The organism is Trichlorobacter lovleyi, assembly GCF_015239775.1.
GTDB lineage: Bacteria > Desulfobacterota > Desulfuromonadia > Geobacterales > Pseudopelobacteraceae > Trichlorobacter > Trichlorobacter lovleyi_B.
Window position 1 is genome coordinate 722,348 of sequence record NZ_CP058409.1, and the last position, 17,103, is coordinate 739,450.

The window sequence follows — 17,103 nt, forward strand, 5'->3', positions numbered from 1 at the left end:
GCGACGCAAGGCGTAGTAGATGCTACGTCGAGGAGACGGCTCAGACGCCAACGCAGTTGTCGGCAAAAATTCGCGGCAACGGGTCATGATAGTTGCAGGCGAAGCGTCTGGTGATATCTACGGGGCAGGATTGGTGCGCGCAGTACATGCGGCTGATCCTGCCTTTTCCTTCTTTGGTATCGGCGGCCTCCGCATGCGTGAAGCCGGTTGCGAGACTCTGGTGGACTCTGCCGATATGGCGGTGGTCGGGCTGGTGGAGGTACTGAAACACTTTGATGTGATCGCTGCTGCCTTTCTCAAACTGAAAAAGATCCTGCTGGAAAATCCCCCTGATTTGCTGATCCTGATTGACTATCCCGGATTTAACCTGCGTCTGGCCAAGGTGGCAAAAAAGGCCGGCGTCAAGGTGCTCTACTACATCTCTCCCCAGATCTGGGCCTGGCGCCAAGGGCGGGTAAAAAAGATCAAGCGCCTGGTTGACCATATGGCGGTAATCCTGCCCTTTGAAGTCCCTTTTTATGAGCAGGCCGGCGTACCGGTCTCCTTTGTCGGTCATCCCATGGCTGACCTGGTAACGGTCAGCCTGACCCGCAATCAGGCTGCCACCTCTTTGGGCCTTGATCCATCCAAACAGATAGTGGGGCTGTTTCCCGGCAGCCGCAGGAGTGAAGTCAGCCGCTTGCTGCCCACCATTCTGGAGGCTGCCCGTCTCTTGCAACAGCGCCTGCCCGGACTTCAATTCGTCCTGCCGCTGGCTTCAACCCTCTCCGATGACGACCTCGCCCCCTGGCTTGAGAACTGTGAGCTGCCGATAACGGTTACCCGTGAGCGGATCCATGATCTGATGCGGGCCTGTGATGCGGTGATATCGGTCTCCGGCACGGTGACCCTGGAGATCGCCCTGGTGGGGACACCGCTGGTGATCATCTACAAGCTTGCATCGCTCACCTTCCAGTTGGCCAAGCGCTTGGTCAAGGTTGAGCATATCGGTCTGTGCAATATTGTGGCGGGAGAAACGGTGGCCAGGGAGCTGATTCAGCAGGAGGCCTCACCGGAGCAGATCGCTGGAGAGATTGAACGCTTGTTATCTGATGCCGCTTATAATGCAGCGCTCAGGGAGCGGCTTGCCCATGTCCGTGAGCGCCTGGGGGGCGGTGGAGCCGACCGGCGTATGGCCGAACTGGTGCTCAGTATGGTGGAACAGTCATGAAAAAGATCGTTTGGATGCTCCAGGTGGCGGTACTCTACGGTTTTACCTGGGTGGTGGCCCTGGTGCCGGAACGTCTGGCGGAACGCTTCGGGGTCTGGACCGGTCTGCTGCTGCGCCGGATATTGGGAAGCCGCCGTCGTATTGCAGAGCAGAACATCAGCCGTGTGCTTGAGCATATGCGCGCCCAGCCGGAGTGGACCTGTACTATCCCGACAGCCGAGGGGATTGCGCGGGAGGTGTTTTGCAATCTGGGGCGTTCACTGGTGGAAACCTGCCGTTTATATCACGGTAAAGGTGGCGGGCTGATTGACCGGATTGAGGTGCGCGGCAGGGACTATTATGATGCCGCCCGCGCCCAGGGAAAAGGAATTATCTTTCTGACCGGCCACTGTGGAAACTGGGAACTGGTTGCCCTGGCCTATGCCCGCTTGTTTAAGCAACCACTTTCTGTAGTGGCCCGCCGTCAGAACAATCCCTATCTGAATACCATGGTCGAGCGGATGCGCCAGCACTACGACAACAGCGTTATCTACAAGGATAATGCCCTTAAGAACATGATTGCCGTCATCCGCAGGAATGGAACCGTTGGGCTGCTGGTGGATCAGACGGTGTTTCCTGAAGAGGGGTATCTGGTTGATTTTCTGGGCCGGCCGGCCTGGGCTTCCAAGGCTCCGGTCCTGATTGCCCGCAAGACCGGTGTAGCGATTGTACCGGCCTTTATTCACCGGGAGGCCGGGCGCCATGTTATCGAGATCCATCCTCCGCTTCAGTTTGAAGGCAGTGCCGACGAACAGGGCTGGTGCGATGATGTCAAAACCTACTCCCGTATCATAGAACAGTTTATTGTGGCCCATCCCACCGAGTGGTATTGGGTGCACAGGCGCTGGAAGAGAACCGAAGGTCTATGAACAGCGGACGCTTCTGGGCAGAGCTCTGGATGGTGCTGGTGCTGCTGGTGATCGCCACCGGCCTGCTTGCCTACAGCGGTGCGGATCTGCAGCTCGCAACGTACTTTTATCAGGCTGGAGGCTGGCCGACCGGCGAACAGTTTCCCTGGAAGCTGCTCTACCGGATTGACCGGAGCCCGGCGATTCTGCTGGCCCTGGGCTGGCTGGTGGTCGTGCTGAGAAGTTTTGCCCAACCGGATCTGCGCCGGTGGCGCCGGGCCGGTATCTTTATGGTGTTGCTGCTGATCCTGGGACCCGGCCTGCTGGTGAACAGTGTCTTTAAAGAACACTGGGGCCGCCCCCGGCCACGCGAGGTCATCGAGCTGGGGGGCGGCAAGGCCTTTCTGCAACCCTGGCAGCCGGGAATCAGCGGCCAGGGACGCTCCTTCCCTTCGGGTCATTCTTCTGCAGCCTTTTATCTGTTGGCCCCCTGGTTTATCTACCGCCATCGTAAACCGTTTGCTGCACGCTGCTGGCTTTCCGGCGGGATCGCTTTTGGTGTTGCGATGAGTGTGGCCCGGATTACCCAGGGAGGACATTTTCTGACAGATTGTCTCTGGGCCTTTGGCATGGTCTGGCTGACCGGGCAGCTGCTGGCGGCCGTACTGTTGCCGGAACAGGAGAATGGCGAGGGGCTGTCGTCATGAACTGGTCGATCCTGTACCGTCTTCTGACACTGGCTGCGCTGCCATTTGCCCTGTTGTACCACTGGTACCGCTCCATCAGCAGGGGGAGAAGGAGCGCCTTTGGTGAACGGTTCGGGTTTCTGCCGGTGGCGGCTCAGAGGTCGCTGGCAGGACAGCCGGTTATCTGGTTGCATGCGGTCTCCGTGGGAGAGGTGATTGCCGGCCGGCCGTTGCTGAAAGGGTTGCGACAGCGTTACCCCGAGTACCGGCTGCTGCTCTCGGTTACCACTGAAACCGGCCGCAGTGTGGCTGAACGGGACCAGCTGGCTGATGTCGTCACCTACTTTCCGTTTGATATCCATTTTGCGGTCTGCCGTCTGCTTGATGCTGTCAGGCCGCGGGCGATTGTCATCATGGAAACCGAGATCTGGCCGGTCTTTACGTATGAGGCGCAGCGGCGCAGCATACCGCTCTTACTGGCCAATGGCCGGATATCGGCACGTTCCTTTCCACGCTACCGGCGCTTTGCCTGGTTCTTCAGGCCGGTGCTGCAGCGCTTCAGTGGTCTGGGAATGCAAAGCACGGCTGATCTTGAGCGGATACTGGCCATCGGCGCACCGGAGTCCCGCAGCCGGGTTCTGGGCAACCTCAAGTACGATATACCGTTCAGTCCGGTTGCTGCAGATGAGCGGGGACAACTGCGCCGGCTCTACCGTATCCCGGCCGACCTGGCGGTGTTCTGTTGCGGCAGTACTCATCCCGGTGAAGAAGAACCGCTGCTGGCTGCCTACCAGGGGCTGCTCAGGCAGTTTCCCGGCCTGTTGCTGGTTTTGGTGCCACGTCACCCCGAGCGGGTTGTTGAGGTTGAAACACTGGCCTCTGACCTGGGACTGACGGTGGTGCGACGTTCCCGCCTGGATCAGCAGCCTGATGGCTGCAGTGCCGGCATGGTCCTGCTGGTTGATACGGTGGGCGAGCTGATGCAGCTGTATGCCCTGTCAGATCTGGCCTACGTGGGGGGCAGCCTGGTCCCCACCGGTGGTCATAACCTGCTGGAGCCTGCCTCGCGGGGGATCCCGATCCTGTTCGGCCCGCATATGGATAATTTTCAGGAGATTACAGCTCTGGCACATGCCTACGGGGCCGGGGTGCAGGTGGCTGGCCAGCAGGAACTGCAGGATGCAGCAGCGGACTTCCTGGCAACGCCTGAGCTGCGGCATGTGGTGGGCAACAATGGTCTCAAGCTGCTGCGTGACAGCGGCGGCGCGGTTGAACGTCATCTGGCCATGCTGCACGGGGTGCTGCAGCAATGACAGGGGCTGTCTGGTGGCGTGGCATGGCTGACGGGAGCAATCGGAGTGCCGCTGCTTTTGCCCTGAAGCTGCTGCTGGCCCCCCTTGCCTTTGTGTACGGCACGATACTGCGTATCAGGGCCCTGCTCTACCGGACCGGTATCCTGGCCACCCGCCGCCTGCCTTGTCCGGTTATTTCCATCGGCAACCTCACGGTCGGCGGTACCGGCAAGACACCGCTCACCATTCTGCTTGCCCGGGAACTGCAGCAACGGGGGAAGCGGGTTGCCGTCCTGTCCCGTGGTTATGGCGGTTCCCTTGAAGGGCAGGTTGCTGTTGTGAGTGACGGTGCTTCATTGCTGCTGGGACCTGGACAGGCCGGTGACGAACCCTGTCTGCTGGCCCGAAGCGTGGCAGGCCTGATCGTGGTTATCGGTTCAGATCGTTATCAGGCCGGTCTGGTGGCGCTGGAACGCTTCAGACCTGATGTGCTGCTGCTGGATGATGGTTTTCAGCATATCCGCCTGTACCGGGATCTGAATATCCTGCTGCTGGATGCAGCCCGTCCGTTCGGTAATGGCTGGACGGTGCCGCTGGGTATGTTGCGTGAGCCCCGTACGGCGTTGCAACGGGCTGACCTGGCACTGTTTACCCGCTGCAACGGTGCAGAGACGTTACCGGTGCTTGCACTGCCAGCCGGCCGGTCTTGTCACCGTCTGTCCAGCTTCCAGCTCGTGGCAACCGGAGGGGTGGTGCCGCTTGAACAGCTGCAGCAGGGCCGGGTTGCCGCCTTTGCCGGTATAGCGGAGCCGTCGGCGTTTTTTGGGTCGTTGCGGCAGGTCGGAATTGAGCCGGTTGCAACCCTCAGTCTGTCTGATCATGAACCCTATCATGCCGCAGCACTGCAGCAGCTGGAAGCTCTGGTTGCATCGGCAGAGCCGGACTGGTTGATCACCACAGAGAAGGACGGGATCAAGCTACAGCAGGGGGGATATGCCTGGAGTTCCCGCCTGGTAACCGCACGCCTCGAAGTCCAGCTTGAGGACCGGGAACTGCTTGCAAGAACCCTTGATAAACTGTTTCAAATCGGTCCTGAGTAAGGCATACTGTACCATTGCCATGAAAAGCTCCCACAATGCTGAAATAGCCGGGCAGCAGGCTGCCATACAGAGGGTGCTGGTCCGGGCGGTTAACTGGATTGGCGACGCGGTTATGACCACGCCGGCCCTGGCAGCCCTGCGTACAACCTTTCCCCGGGCAGAGATCACATTGCTGGCCAACCCGCTGGTGGGGCAACTGCTGCAGGGACATCCGGCTCTGGACCGGATCATGCTGTTTGATCGCAAGCTGCAGCACCGTGGTCTGCTGGGGCGCTTGCGCCTGGCCCGTCAGGTGGCTGCGGAACGGTTCGATCTGGCAGTTATCCTGCCCAACTCCTTCGACTCGGCCCTGATCCCCTGGCTGGCAAGGATTCCTGCACGGATCGGCAAGGCCTCGGATGGGCGCAGCCTGCTGTTGACCCAGCGCTTCCACGAGGATTCGCCTGCTGCAGAGCGGCATGAGACACAGTATTATTGTGAGTTGCTGAGGGCATTCGGCATTACTGCCGAACAGTCGCTGCCAACGCTTGCCGTCACCGTTCAGGAGGAGCAGGAGGCGGCAACGCTGCTGGCAGAACATGGCATTTCTACAGATCAGCTGGTGCTTGGCATCAATGCCGGTGCCAGCTTCGGCTCGGCCAAACGCTGGTACCCGGAGCGGTTTGCCGGCGTTGCCCAACGCCTTGCCGCCTCATGGGGCGCGCGAGTCGTCCTGTTCGGCGGTCCCGATGAGCAGGAACTCGTGGCGGTGATCGAGCGGGAGATGGCAGGCAACTGCCTGAATCTGGCAGGCAGGACCACGGTGCGTCAACTGATGGCGTTGATCAAACGCTGCAATTTTTTCGTGACCAATGATTCCGGTCCGATGCACATCGCTGCTGCCTTTGGCGTGCCGCTGGCGGCTATCTTCGGTCCCACCGATCATAGCGGAACAGCCCCTTGTTCCGAGCGGGCTGTGATCATCCGCCAGGATCAGCCCTGTGCCCCGTGCAAGTTGCGGGTCTGTCCGACCGATCACCGTTGCATGACTGCTATAACGGTTGATGATGTTGTGCACGGCGCGGAGCAGCTCTGGCATTCCGTGCGGGCGTAAGCATTTTTTGAGGAGAATGTTATGATGATGAAAAGAGCACTGATCACCGGCATCACCGGCCAGGATGGCGCCTATCTGGCCGAACTGCTGCTTGAGAAGGGGTATGAGGTCCACGGCATCAAGCGGCGGGCCTCCCTGTTCAACACCGACCGGATCGACCACCTCTACCAGGACCCCCATGAAAAGGGGCGCCGGCTGGTCCTGCACTACGGTGACATGACCGACTCCACCAACCTGATCCGGATCATTCAGGCTGTGCAACCGGACGAGATCTACAACCTGGCAGCCCAGTCCCATGTTGCTGTCTCCTTTGAAACCCCTGAATACACCGCCAATGCCGACGCCATCGGTCCCTTGCGTATTCTGGAGGCGATCCGGATCTTGGGGCTTGAGAAAAAGACCCGCTTCTACCAGGCCTCAACCTCCGAACTCTACGGCCTGGTCCAGGAAATTCCCCAGAAGGAAACCACCCCCTTCTACCCCCGGTCCCCCTATGCCGTAGCCAAACTCTACGCCTACTGGATCACCGTCAACTACCGCGAAGCCTACGGCATCTACGGCTGCAACGGCATCCTCTTCAACCACGAATCACCGTTGCGGGGAGAAACCTTTGTCACCCGCAAGATCACCCGCGCCCTGGCCCGGATCAAACTGGGGCTTCAGGACTGCCTCTACCTGGGCAACCTTGACTCCCTGCGGGACTGGGGCCATGCCAAGGACTATGTCGAAATGCAATGGCTGCTGATGCAACAGGAACAACCTGAAGACTGGGTCATTGCCACCGGTATCCAGCACAGCGTCAGAGAGTTCGTCAATGCCGCCGCCGACGAACTCGGGATGAAAATCAGCTGGCAGGGCAGCGGCGTCGATGAAACCGGTACCGACCAGAGCGGTAAAGTGATTGTCAAGGTAGACCCCCGTTACTTCCGTCCCACTGAAGTCGAAACCCTGTTGGGAGATCCGGGCAAGGCCCGTGAGAAGCTGGGCTGGACGCCAAAGATCAGCTTTAAGGAACTGGTTGCCGAAATGGTCCGTGAAGACCTGAAGGCGGCTGAACGGGATGAACTGGTCAAAAAGCATGGCTTCAAGGCGTTTGACTATAATGAGTAGCACTGATTTGCAAAGACATGTCCTGTTGAGAACCCTTGACTACCTCAAGCCGTACTGGGGCCTGCTGGTGGTTTCAGCCCTGTGCTCTATGGTGGTGGGCGCCATGGATGGTGCCTTTGCCTATCTGGTGGAGCCGGTACTCAAAAAAATATTTGCCGGCAAGGATAACGGTATCTTCCTGCTGGTGCCGATCGGTATCATCACCCTCTTTGTGCTGCGCGGTATCTGCCGCTTTACCTACGACACCACCATCAAGCTGGCTGGTCAGAAGGCGATTCAGGATATCCGCAATGACCTGTACGGCAGCACCATCAGGAAGGATATGGCCTTCTACAACCGGCAGGCCACCGGTGAACTGATGTCCCGCATGACCAACGACATCGGTATGATGCAGGATGGTATGGCCAACGTGGTCTGCGGTCTGTTCCGGGACCTGATCTCTTTCCTGTCGCTGCTGGTGGTAATCTTTTACCGTAACTGGCAGTTGGCGATCCTGTGCTTTATTGTACTGCCGGTGACAATCTATCCGGCCCAGTTAATCGGCAAAAAGATCAAGAACTCGGCCCGGCGCAGTCTGGATGTCATGGGAGGGATCGGTTCAATCCTGCAGGAGACCTTTTCCGGTATTAAGGTGATCAAGGCCTTTGGTCTTGAGACGCGGGTCATTGAGCGCTTCCGCACCGAAAACCTGGCCTTTCTGAGCCAGTACAAACGGTTTATCAAATATGAGTCGTTGGCCATGCCGGTGTCCGAGATGATCATTTCGCTGGGGATTGCCGCAGTGGTCTATCTGGGAGGGAGTCAGGTCCTGTCGGGGCGGATGTCTGCCTCAGAACTGTTTTCCTTTATCGCTGCCATGATCATGCTGTTCAACCCGGTCAAGAAGCTGCAGGGATCCTTCAATGTGGTGCAGCGCTCTTCCGGCGGTGCCGAGCGGGTCTTTCAGCTGATGGATGCACAACGCCTGATCGTAGACAAAGACGCTGCCGTTGAACTTGGACGGGTCAGCGGCAGGGTCGAGTTGCGTGAGGTCTCCTTCAGCTACGGTGATGAACCGGTGCTGCAGGATATCTCTCTGTCCGTTGAGCCGGGCCGGATGGTGGCGCTGGTGGGGCCGTCCGGTGGGGGCAAATCGACACTGGCAGCCCTGCTGATGCGTTTTTACGATGTCAGCAGTGGCGCCATCCTGCTGGATGGGCATGACCTGCGCGGGATCAGCCTTGAATCGTTGAATCGTCAGTTTGCGCTGGTTGACCAGGAAACAACCCTGTTTAACGATACAATTGCCAACAATATCCGCTATGGCTGGACCGATGCATCCGATGCAGAGGTGGAGGCCGCTGCTCGGGCCGCCTTTGCCCATGATTTTATTCTGGATCTTCCGGAGGGATATGCCACCAATATCGGTGATCGCGGGGTGCGGTTGTCCGGCGGGCAGCGCCAACGGATCTGTATCGCCCGGGCGATTTTGAAGAATGCGCCGATCCTGATCCTGGATGAAGCCACCAGTGCGCTGGATACCGAGAGTGAGAAGATGGTGCAGCAGGCCCTGGACAACCTGATGCTGAACCGGACCACGTTTGTGATCGCGCACCGGCTTTCAACGGTGCTGCATGCCGATACCATCGTGGTGCTGGAGAAAGGCCGGATTGTTGAGTGCGGCAGCCATGCCGATCTGGTTGAGGGGAGCGGGCTCTACAGCCGTTTGCATGCCCTGCAGTTCAGCGATCAGCCCGTCAAGGGCGATGCTGCCTCAGCGTGACAGGTCATGCCGATATCCGCCACCATCATCACCCTGAATGAAGGAGACAACATCGCCGACTGTCTTGCCGGTCTTGATTTCGTTGACGAGATCATCGTGCTTGACTCCGGCAGCTCCGATCAAACGGAAGATCTGTGCCGGGTCCATCCCAAGGTCCGCTTGTATCATCAGGAGTGGCTGGGGTACGGGAGACAGAAAAACCGGGCCGCAGAGCTGGCCCAACATGACCTGATCCTGAATGTCGATGCGGATGAGCGGGTCTCACCGCTGTTGCGGCGTTCAATCGAACAGTTCGACAGCAGCAGTTTTGCTGCTGCACGCATGGCGCGGGAAAACTATTTTGGCCGGCGCTGGATCCGGCACTGCGGCTGGTATCCTGACTATTCCACCCGTCTGTATGATCGCCGTCGCTGCTCCTTCAGTGAACGTGCGGTGCATGAATCGCTGCAGACTACCGGAGCGGTCGCCACTCTTGCAGGGAATCTGGTTCACTACACCTACAACGGCGTGGGTGACTACCTGGAGCGTATGAACAGGTATTCGAGGCTGGCGGCAGAAGAGTACCACCGCGCCGGCAAAACCGCCGGACTGTTCTCGATGCTGGTCAAGCCGGTTGCCACGTTTATCAAGATGTATCTGCTGCGCAGGGGATTTCTGGATGGCCGGAGCGGGTTGGTGCTGTCACTGCTCTATGCCGTTTATACCTTCTGTAAATACGCAAAACTGTCAGAGCTTAACGCTGAAGAAAACCGAAAGTAGCCGCGCCATGCCCAAACTCTATATTGAAGAATTTGTGGGAATAACCAATCGTCTGGAGACGCTGCCGCTGGCCTTTGCCATCCAGCAGGAGTTCGGCCACGATATCGTGCTTGACTGGCGGGAGCTTGACTCGTTTGAGGTTGAGGGGACCAGGCAGGGGCGTGTGACCTGGCTGACAAAGCTGGGGGCCGAACGGGTCAGGAACTGTGATGAGGCTGTCTTTAACGGACTGCGGGGGAAAAAGATCCTGCTGCGCTCACTGGACGGCCCTCCGCAGCGGCTGGACCCGATCTACATGCAGATCCCGCCGAAGCTGCGTCTGAAACAGCATCTTGCCGATGCGGTCCGGGAGACCTTTGCCAAGACGGCCGGCCGGCCGGTGGTGGGGGTGCATATCAGGCACGGCGATTTTCAGGTCATTGATGCTGACAGCTACCGTATCGACGGTTACGAGTGGCCTGCCGTGCCGGTCTGGTGGTATGAAAAGGCCATGGAGGCGCTGGTCCGTAAAAATCCGGAGATCTGTTTTTTCCTCTCCTGCACCGGTGACCCTGCCGCATACGAGTCGCTGATGAAAAACTTTGACCTGATCACCCTCAACCAGGCATCGCATTACGCCTACAAGAATGCCGGTAATGATCACCATTCCCTCATCAACCCGGTGGCCGACCTCTTTGCCCTGGCCTGCTGCCCTGTGGTACTGGCAACACCGATCTCCGGCTATTCCCACTGGGCTGCCAACGTGCTGGGGGTGCAGGCAACCTGTCTGGTCCCCCTGCCCGGGGCAACCAGAACAGCGCCGGCAATCGGGATGGTAAATATCCATGGCAGCCGTTTGCCACGCTGGAGAGCCGCCGGTCGTACCGGAAGCGATACCGTTGCACTGGGCGCTGACCTGGCAGGGCTTGAACTCGGCCAAACAGCGGATACCGGGTGGCTGTAATGGGGCAGGCAGACGGGCGCATAACGGCAGCAGTCAGTATCGTGATTCCGCTGTACAATCAGCTGGAATATACCCGCGGTTGTCTGGAAAGTCTGCGCCGTACCACCGCTGCCGATGTCGAGCTGATTCTGGTGGATAATGCCTCAAGCGACGGGACTGCCGACTATCTGCAAACCGTGCCGGATCTGGTGCTGATTGCCAACCGGGAAAACCGTGGTTTCGCCGGTGCCTGTAACCAGGGGATTCTGGCGGCATCGGGTGAGTGGATCGTGGTCATGAATAACGACGTGATCCTCAGTCAGGGCTGGTTGCAGGGGCTGCTGTCGGCTGCCGGTGAGCGGCAACTGGATATGGTCAGCCCGGCCATTCGTGAAGGTGATCTGAATTACGACCTTGAGCCCTATGCAGAAGAGTTGACCGGCCGGATGAAGTCGGTTTTCAGATCCGGTACGGTCAACGGGATCTGTTTTATGGCACACCGCAGGGTGTTTGAAGCCATCGGGGTTTTTGATGAAAACTTCCGTATCGGTCAATATGAAGACAAAGACCTCTTTCTGCGTGCCCGGCGGGCCGGTTTTCGGCTGGGTACTGTGGGGGCGGCCTTTATCCATCACTTCGGTTCCATCACCCAGAAGGCGGTGGGGGCACGCCGCGAGACGCGGGACTACGCCCTGGCGAACAAGGCCTACTTCAGCCGGAAGTGGCACCTGCCCTGGTGGAAACGGCTGTCTGAACGTAGCTGGAACAGGCTGAAAAACCGGCTGCATAGCCTCAGGGAAAAGCGGCGCTATGGCCATACCCTGATGGAAAAATGGATTGACGGGCAGTTGCGCCATGACTAGTACACAACCGCTTACCTACCTGATTGTCTGCTGCCGCTATATCGGCGATGTCCTGGTGACCACGCCGCTGGCCCTTTCCATCAAGACGGCGCAACCTGACGCGGTGGTGGACTATCTGGTGTTTGAGGGAACTGAGGGGATTCTTGCCAAGAATCCTCATGTCCGCACCGTTCACACCATTCCCAACAAAAAGGCCTCCGTCGGAAAGCTGTTCTCACTGTACCGGCAGTATGATGTGGCAATCGCCGCCTACCCTTCTGACCGGACCGTTGTGGCAGCAGCCATTGCCGGCAGGTATGCCATCGGGCTGACCAATGGCTGGCGCAGGGAGTGGTGGAAGCATCTGCTGCTGGACATGCACTATGTCTGCTATGACCGCCTGCATGTTGTCCAGAATATGCTGATGCCTCTGCGGATGTTGGGGATAGAGCCGATTCCGCAGGTGGTGGTGGCTACTGATGCCACGGGCGGACAGGTTGTGCAGGAGCTTATTCCTGCTGGCCGCTCCTACCTGGTACTGCATCCCTACAGCAGAAACAGCTTTAAATGCTGGCCCGCTGAGGCCTGGGGCAGGCTGGCCGCCCTGATCAGCAGCCAGCTGGACTGTCTGCCCCTGTTTACCGTTACCAATGATGCAGCGGACAAGGTCTACCTGGAGGCCATTCTTGCCCATGCACCATCCGGAACGGCCGTTTTGAACCGCTGTAACCTGAATCAGCTGGCTGCCGTCATAGCCGCTGCTGATGCGTATGTCGGGAGCGACACACTGGTGACCCATATGGCATCTGCGCTCGGTACTCCTACGTTTGCACTCTATGGCGCCAGCTGGACCCGCTACTGGGCGCCCTGGCCTGATGGCTGTCATGAGTTTTCTCCCTTTGTACAGAACAAGGGGGTGCAGCGGGTCGGGAATGTCACCGTTATCCAGGAGGCGTGGGAATGTGTCCCCTGCAACAAGGAACAGTGCAGGATCAGTACGCGCAACCGGCCGGAATGCCTGGATGCCATTACTCCTGACCAGGTGTTGGGGGAAATACAGAAACATGCGCTACGAACTCATTCAAAATAACCAGTACAATATTGGTCATATCTGCACCACGCAGCAGTGCGCGGCAGGCCGCGGCAACAAGGTGGCAATGCGTTGGTTTTCTCCCCGGCTGGAGCGGAGTGACTACACCTTCCTTGACCTGGAACGTTCTACAAACCGGTTTGCCAATCTGCTGCAGGGGCTGGGTATGACAAAGGACAATTGGGGAGGTGAAAATGGGACGTAAAGAAATAATTCTTAAACATATACAAAGAGATGGGGCCGGTTTGGAAATTGGTCCTAGCCATTCTCCTGTTGCGCCAAAATCAGAGGGCTATAATGTGCATGTTGTTGACCACGCAGATAAGGCTTCCTTGATAGAAAAGTATCGTCCACACGGTGTTGCCGTGGAGCGTATCGAAGATGTTGACTTCATCTGGCGTGGTGAATCATATGCAGAGCTAACTGGTAAGACTGGTTATTATGACTGGATTATTGCTTCGCATGTTGTCGAACATGCTCCTGATTTTATATCGTTTATTAATAATTGCGCAGAGGTTCTTAAAGAAGACGGTGTGTTGTCTTTAGCGATACCTGATGCAAGATTTTGCTTTGATTGTTTTAGGCCACTAACAGGTATTTCAAAAGTTATTGACGCACATGCACAGAAGATGACAACTCACTCCCTTGGAACGGTTGTTGAGTGCCTTTCTAGATCAAGTAGAAAAAAAAATAAAATAACTTGGGGATACGGGAAAGCTAGTGGTAATTTTGATCTTGTTCATTCATTTGATGAAATACAAAATGCGATCAAAGCCAATAATATAACTGATGAGTATTCTGATTTTCATGCATGGTGTTTTACGCCCAACTCTTTTAGATTGTTAATGCATGATCTTAATATGTTGGGGCTAATCACAATGAAGGAAGTGTCGTTTTGTCCGACACGAGGCTGTGAGTTTTATATTGCGCTAAGTCGGAAGGGAGCCGGCCCTGATATTTCAAGGCTTAAGCTCATGCAGAAAATAGACGATGAGCTCCGAGTTGATACGTCATTTTTCAGGTTATTAAAGCTAAAAGCTGAACACTGGATAGCACACATTCGGCAAAAGCTGGCTTAATGATGAAAAGACTTGTCTGTTATGCACATTTTGACGGAAAGGGCCAGGTCAGGCCGTTTGTGCAGCATGCCCTGCAGATGATACGGCCATGCTGCGCTGATCTGGTCTTCGTTTCCAATTCACCGATCACGGATCAGGATCAGGCTCTTCTTGCTGCTTCAGCGACCCATGTTATTGTGAACAACAATACCGGCTATGACTTTTATATGTGGAAGCTCGGGTTGGAGTCGGTTGATCTGTCGCTTTACGACGAAGTGATTCTGATGAACTCCAGCGTATTCGGTCCCCTGTTTGCCATGGAACCGGTCTTCTCTGCCATGGCTGCTGTGGCGTGTGATTTCTGGGGTATAACCGAGTGTTTCCAGATGCAGCCGCATATCCAGAGCTATTTTCTGGTGTTCCGCAAGGCGATGGTCCGGTCAGAGGCCTTCCGGCTCTTCTGGAACAGCATCCTGCCCTATACGAACAAGCTTCAGGTGATTCAAAGCTATGAGGTCGGTCTGACCCAGTGGTTTGTTGAGTCGGGCTTCCGTGCCGGAGTGTACTGCAGCTTTGAACAGATCGGCCTGTTGTGCCGAAACGCCGGTAAGCGGCTCAGGAAAAAAGACAATACCTCGGTAAAATTTGCTCTTGAGCTGCTGCAGGCGGGCAGCCCGTTCCTGAAACGGGACGCGGTCAGAAACCGGAAGGTTGACCTGAAACCTGTTGATCAGTACCTGGAAGAGTGGGGCTACCCGCGCCGGTTGATTGATGACGAATTTTCTGAACCGGCCGGGGCGGTCTGTCCGCTCTGTGCAGGCAGCGGTAAAACAGCCTGCAAGGGGGTGCAGGATTATCATAACCTGCACGAAGCCGGGCGCTATGATTATATGCGCTGCACTACCCCTTCCTGCGGTGTTGTCTGGCGCCGGTCACTATCCGCAGTGGCAGACAGCACTGTTGCAACGACTACCCTGCGTCTGCCGGCAACAGCCGGCATGTCAGAAGCGCCGGGTGCGGATCTGCTCTCCGTTCTGGGCACAAGGCCGGCAGGTGAACTGCTCGTGATTGGCGTTGTTGATGACCGTCAGTTGCAGGGGCTGCACGAAGCCGGATGGCGGATCTCAGGCGCTCTGCCGGCCGATACGCTGCGGGAGAGTCTCGACGTGCCGACCGGGGGGGCAGCAACGGCTGCTGACCGGTATGACGGCATCCTGATGATGGACGGGTTTGAGCAGACCTATCAGCCGGGACGCCTGCTTGAGGCCTGTCATCGGGTGTTAAAGCCGCAAGGAACCCTGGTGCTTGTTACGCCGAACAGCGCTGCATTGCTGCTGAGCATATTCAGAGGCTATTGGTCCGGGTTTAATGCACCGCGCAACCTGATCATCCATAACCGCTCGTCAATCCGGTCGCTGCTGACAGCAGCGGGATTTGAGGTCGCAGGGATCAGAACCGATAGCAGGAAGAGTGACCGCTATGCGCTGTACAGTCTTGAATCGCTTTTGAACAAATGGACATCCGGTTCCGTTGACCCGCGTACCGGCAGGCGGTGGCTGGCACTGCTGTTCAGGGCCTACGGTGCCGTTTTGGGCCTTTTTCTGCGGGGCCGGGGAGACGAGTGTGTTGCGGTGGCGGTGAAAACAGCTGTTTAGTTGCCGAAAATGATTGCAAGTGAGAATTATGACCGAAGAAAAAACAAATGCTATAATTCTTGAGCGTAATTATGCCCGATTCAACTGGGTACAACAACGGGCTTTGCTAGCCTTTGAACAGCGCAAGTTTAATCAGGCTGTCGGGTGGGCATATATTGCAGGTTTTTGTGCTTGGCGTGCTCATATGGGGCAGTTTGCACATCCCGGCTTAGAATTTATGTTGCATAACATCGGTGCTGATCTCAAACATCCAAACAGAATGAGCAGGCCTGCCACCTATCATCGCTTTTCACAACGCCGGTGGTTGCATGTACTGAGCTCAGCATTTAGCATTGGAGGACATACACGCCTCGTTCAACAGTGGATTCGAAAAGATTATGGGGGGGCTGAGTGTCATTCAGTCATTCTTACGGACCAGCGCAATTATTCGGCGCCTGACTGGTTGAAAGAAGTAGCACTCGCAACAGGCGGTGATTTTAACATTTTGCCACCCAGCATGAGCATATTTGAGCGAGCTTGCGCATTACGTGAACTGGCCATGAATAGTGCTGATATTATTGTCCTTCATACCAATCCTAATGACCCGCTACCGTTACTGGCATTTGCACAAGAAGGTCTGCCACCGATAATCCTGATGAATCATGCAGATCATGTATTTTGGTTTGGTGCTACTGTTGCCGATGCAGTTGCAGACCTGAGGCCATCAGCTCAGGTAATCACACGAAGCAGGCGACTAGTTGAAAATTCGCAATTACTTCCGATTCCGCTTGAAGTGCCTGCATTGTCAAATGAATCGAAAGAAATGATCAGAAAAAGATTGGGGCTTCCTGAAAGTGCAACGATATTGCTGTCTATAGGTAGCAATTATAAATACCTGCCATACGGAAATCTTAATTTTCCTGAAACTGCCGTTAGAATCCTTCATGAAAACCAGTCAGCTGTCTTGGTTGTTATTGGTACAGATAGGAAAAATAAAGATTGGCTGTTAGCCTCAAGCAATGTTGGAAATAGGCTTGTTTTGGCTGGGCAGCAGACTAATATTGTTGATTATTATCAAGCATCGGATATTTATCTTGAGAGTTTTCCGCTAGGCTCGCTTACTGCCACCCTAGATGCCGTCTTGTATGGTGCGCCAGTAATACGGGCTCCTCAACTTGTTTTAGATATTTTGGGGCTTGATTGTTATGACGGGATGAACAGTAACGCTGAATCTATTGAAGAGTACTGTTCATATGTTAAGAGCCTTATAAATGATTCGTCCAAACAAGAAGAGCTTTTGCAACTCCAGAGGCAATCTGTTGCTTCTGCTCATACTGGTGATGGCTGGAGACAACAGCGTGACACGCTGCTTAACAGTCTTCCTGAACACCATCTGTTGAATTTTGCACACCAGAATGTACCCACAAATGGTTTTGAGCAAAGTGATGAAGTCTGGGCAGGACTTCAATATCTCCATGAGGGTAAAAAGATACTTTCTAGAGCATACTTTGATAATCCAGCCTACAGTGCATGCCTTAAACCCAGCATGCTGGACCGTCTGCAGGCTTTGACCCTGTTGCGCAGACAATACCATCCTGAATTTAAAACTGTTATGTTAAAAATAAACAAGCAACTTCCAAGGGTATAAGATTTTTTGC

At 56.1% G+C, this 17,103-nt stretch carries 16 protein-coding genes; all 16 read left to right on the forward strand.

Annotated features, from left to right (window positions below; all coding sequences use genetic code 11):
- Positions 1–19 precede the first annotated feature (19 nt).
- The 16 genes from lpxB to FY034_RS03340 are packed head-to-tail and all read left to right on the forward strand — an operon-like array spanning position 20 to position 17,093.
- Positions 20–1,210: a lipid-A-disaccharide synthase gene (lpxB, locus tag FY034_RS03265; RefSeq protein WP_265553708.1), complete on the forward strand. Its 1,191-nt coding sequence runs from the start codon at positions 20–22 to the stop codon at positions 1,208–1,210.
- Positions 1,207–2,118 carry a lysophospholipid acyltransferase family protein gene (locus FY034_RS03270; protein ID WP_265553709.1) on the forward strand — a complete coding sequence of 304 codons (912 nt, stop codon included), beginning with the start codon at positions 1,207–1,209 and terminating at the stop codon, positions 2,116–2,118. Before lpxB ends, FY034_RS03270 begins: the two co-directional genes overlap by 4 nt.
- On the forward strand, positions 2,115–2,804 hold the full coding sequence (locus FY034_RS03275; RefSeq protein ID WP_265553710.1) for a phosphatase PAP2 family protein: 690 nt from the start codon (positions 2,115–2,117) through the stop codon (positions 2,802–2,804). Before FY034_RS03270 ends, FY034_RS03275 begins: the two co-directional genes overlap by 4 nt.
- Positions 2,801–4,096 carry a 3-deoxy-D-manno-octulosonic acid transferase gene (locus FY034_RS03280; RefSeq protein WP_265553711.1) on the forward strand — a complete coding sequence of 432 codons (1,296 nt, stop codon included), beginning with the start codon at positions 2,801–2,803 and terminating at the stop codon, positions 4,094–4,096. Before FY034_RS03275 ends, FY034_RS03280 begins: the two co-directional genes overlap by 4 nt.
- Positions 4,093–5,175 carry a tetraacyldisaccharide 4'-kinase gene (lpxK, locus tag FY034_RS03285; RefSeq protein ID WP_416222770.1) on the forward strand — a complete coding sequence of 361 codons (1,083 nt, stop codon included), beginning with the start codon at positions 4,093–4,095 and terminating at the stop codon, positions 5,173–5,175. The genes FY034_RS03280 and lpxK overlap by 4 nt, the downstream gene beginning before the upstream one ends.
- Before the next feature lie 19 nt (positions 5,176–5,194).
- On the forward strand, positions 5,195–6,268 hold the full coding sequence (gene waaF, locus FY034_RS03290) for a lipopolysaccharide heptosyltransferase II (protein WP_265553713.1): 1,074 nt from the start codon (positions 5,195–5,197) through the stop codon (positions 6,266–6,268).
- Between the two features lie 27 nt (positions 6,269–6,295).
- A complete protein-coding gene (gmd, locus tag FY034_RS03295) occupies positions 6,296–7,378 on the forward strand; it encodes a GDP-mannose 4,6-dehydratase (RefSeq protein WP_265555211.1) in 1,083 nt (360 codons plus the stop codon).
- The gene (locus FY034_RS03300; RefSeq protein WP_265553714.1) at positions 7,371–9,140 is read left to right on the forward strand and encodes an ABC transporter ATP-binding protein; all 1,770 of its coding nucleotides are present in this window, start codon (positions 7,371–7,373) and stop codon (positions 9,138–9,140) included. The genes gmd and FY034_RS03300 overlap by 8 nt, the downstream gene beginning before the upstream one ends.
- 6 nt (positions 9,141–9,146) lie before the next feature.
- Positions 9,147–9,899: a glycosyltransferase family 2 protein gene (locus FY034_RS03305; RefSeq protein WP_265553715.1), complete on the forward strand. Its 753-nt coding sequence runs from the start codon at positions 9,147–9,149 to the stop codon at positions 9,897–9,899.
- 7 nt (positions 9,900–9,906) lie between these two features.
- The gene (locus FY034_RS03310) at positions 9,907–10,842 is read left to right on the forward strand and encodes a hypothetical protein (protein WP_265553717.1); all 936 of its coding nucleotides are present in this window, start codon (positions 9,907–9,909) and stop codon (positions 10,840–10,842) included.
- Positions 10,842–11,684 carry a glycosyltransferase family 2 protein gene (locus tag FY034_RS03315; RefSeq protein WP_265553719.1) on the forward strand — a complete coding sequence of 281 codons (843 nt, stop codon included), beginning with the start codon at positions 10,842–10,844 and terminating at the stop codon, positions 11,682–11,684. The genes FY034_RS03310 and FY034_RS03315 overlap by 1 nt, the downstream gene beginning before the upstream one ends.
- Positions 11,677–12,753 carry a glycosyltransferase family 9 protein gene (locus tag FY034_RS03320; protein ID WP_265553720.1) on the forward strand — a complete coding sequence of 359 codons (1,077 nt, stop codon included), beginning with the start codon at positions 11,677–11,679 and terminating at the stop codon, positions 12,751–12,753. The genes FY034_RS03315 and FY034_RS03320 overlap by 8 nt, the downstream gene beginning before the upstream one ends.
- The gene (locus tag FY034_RS03325) at positions 12,728–12,958 is read left to right on the forward strand and encodes a hypothetical protein (RefSeq protein ID WP_265553721.1); all 231 of its coding nucleotides are present in this window, start codon (positions 12,728–12,730) and stop codon (positions 12,956–12,958) included. The genes FY034_RS03320 and FY034_RS03325 overlap by 26 nt, the downstream gene beginning before the upstream one ends.
- Entirely contained in the window at positions 12,948–13,832 is an 885-nt protein-coding gene (locus FY034_RS03330; RefSeq protein WP_265553723.1) for a class I SAM-dependent methyltransferase, read from the forward strand. The genes FY034_RS03325 and FY034_RS03330 overlap by 11 nt, the downstream gene beginning before the upstream one ends.
- Positions 13,832–15,466 carry a rhamnan synthesis F family protein gene (locus FY034_RS03335; RefSeq protein WP_265553725.1) on the forward strand — a complete coding sequence of 545 codons (1,635 nt, stop codon included), beginning with the start codon at positions 13,832–13,834 and terminating at the stop codon, positions 15,464–15,466. The genes FY034_RS03330 and FY034_RS03335 overlap by 1 nt, the downstream gene beginning before the upstream one ends.
- 28 nt (positions 15,467–15,494) lie before the next feature.
- Positions 15,495–17,093, forward strand: coding sequence for a hypothetical protein (locus FY034_RS03340; protein WP_265553727.1), 1,599 nt, complete (start codon positions 15,495–15,497; stop codon positions 17,091–17,093).
- Positions 17,094–17,103 lie beyond the last annotated feature (10 nt).

Excerpts from the sequence above, each read along its gene's own strand:
- lpxB (WP_265553708.1), top strand. The coding sequence starts at position 20 with ATGCTACGTCGAGGAGACGGCTCAGACGCCAACGCAGTTGTCGGCAAA.
- FY034_RS03270 (WP_265553709.1), top strand. The coding sequence starts at position 1,207 with ATGAAAAAGATCGTTTGGATGCTCCAGGTGGCGGTACTCTACGGTTTT.
- FY034_RS03275 (WP_265553710.1), top strand. The coding sequence starts at position 2,115 with ATGAACAGCGGACGCTTCTGGGCAGAGCTCTGGATGGTGCTGGTGCTG.
- FY034_RS03280 (WP_265553711.1), top strand. The coding sequence starts at position 2,801 with ATGAACTGGTCGATCCTGTACCGTCTTCTGACACTGGCTGCGCTGCCA.
- lpxK (WP_416222770.1), top strand. The coding sequence starts at position 4,093 with ATGACAGGGGCTGTCTGGTGGCGTGGCATGGCTGACGGGAGCAATCGG.
- waaF (WP_265553713.1), top strand. The coding sequence starts at position 5,195 with ATGAAAAGCTCCCACAATGCTGAAATAGCCGGGCAGCAGGCTGCCATA.
- gmd (WP_265555211.1), top strand. The coding sequence starts at position 6,296 with ATGAAAAGAGCACTGATCACCGGCATCACCGGCCAGGATGGCGCCTAT.
- FY034_RS03300 (WP_265553714.1), top strand. The coding sequence starts at position 7,371 with ATGAGTAGCACTGATTTGCAAAGACATGTCCTGTTGAGAACCCTTGAC.
- FY034_RS03305 (WP_265553715.1), top strand. The coding sequence starts at position 9,147 with ATGCCGATATCCGCCACCATCATCACCCTGAATGAAGGAGACAACATC.
- FY034_RS03310 (WP_265553717.1), top strand. The coding sequence starts at position 9,907 with ATGCCCAAACTCTATATTGAAGAATTTGTGGGAATAACCAATCGTCTG.
- FY034_RS03315 (WP_265553719.1), top strand. The coding sequence starts at position 10,842 with ATGGGGCAGGCAGACGGGCGCATAACGGCAGCAGTCAGTATCGTGATT.
- FY034_RS03320 (WP_265553720.1), top strand. The coding sequence starts at position 11,677 with ATGACTAGTACACAACCGCTTACCTACCTGATTGTCTGCTGCCGCTAT.
- FY034_RS03325 (WP_265553721.1), top strand. The coding sequence starts at position 12,728 with ATGCGCTACGAACTCATTCAAAATAACCAGTACAATATTGGTCATATC.
- FY034_RS03330 (WP_265553723.1), top strand. The coding sequence starts at position 12,948 with ATGGGACGTAAAGAAATAATTCTTAAACATATACAAAGAGATGGGGCC.
- FY034_RS03335 (WP_265553725.1), top strand. The coding sequence starts at position 13,832 with ATGATGAAAAGACTTGTCTGTTATGCACATTTTGACGGAAAGGGCCAG.
- FY034_RS03340 (WP_265553727.1), top strand. The coding sequence starts at position 15,495 with ATGACCGAAGAAAAAACAAATGCTATAATTCTTGAGCGTAATTATGCC.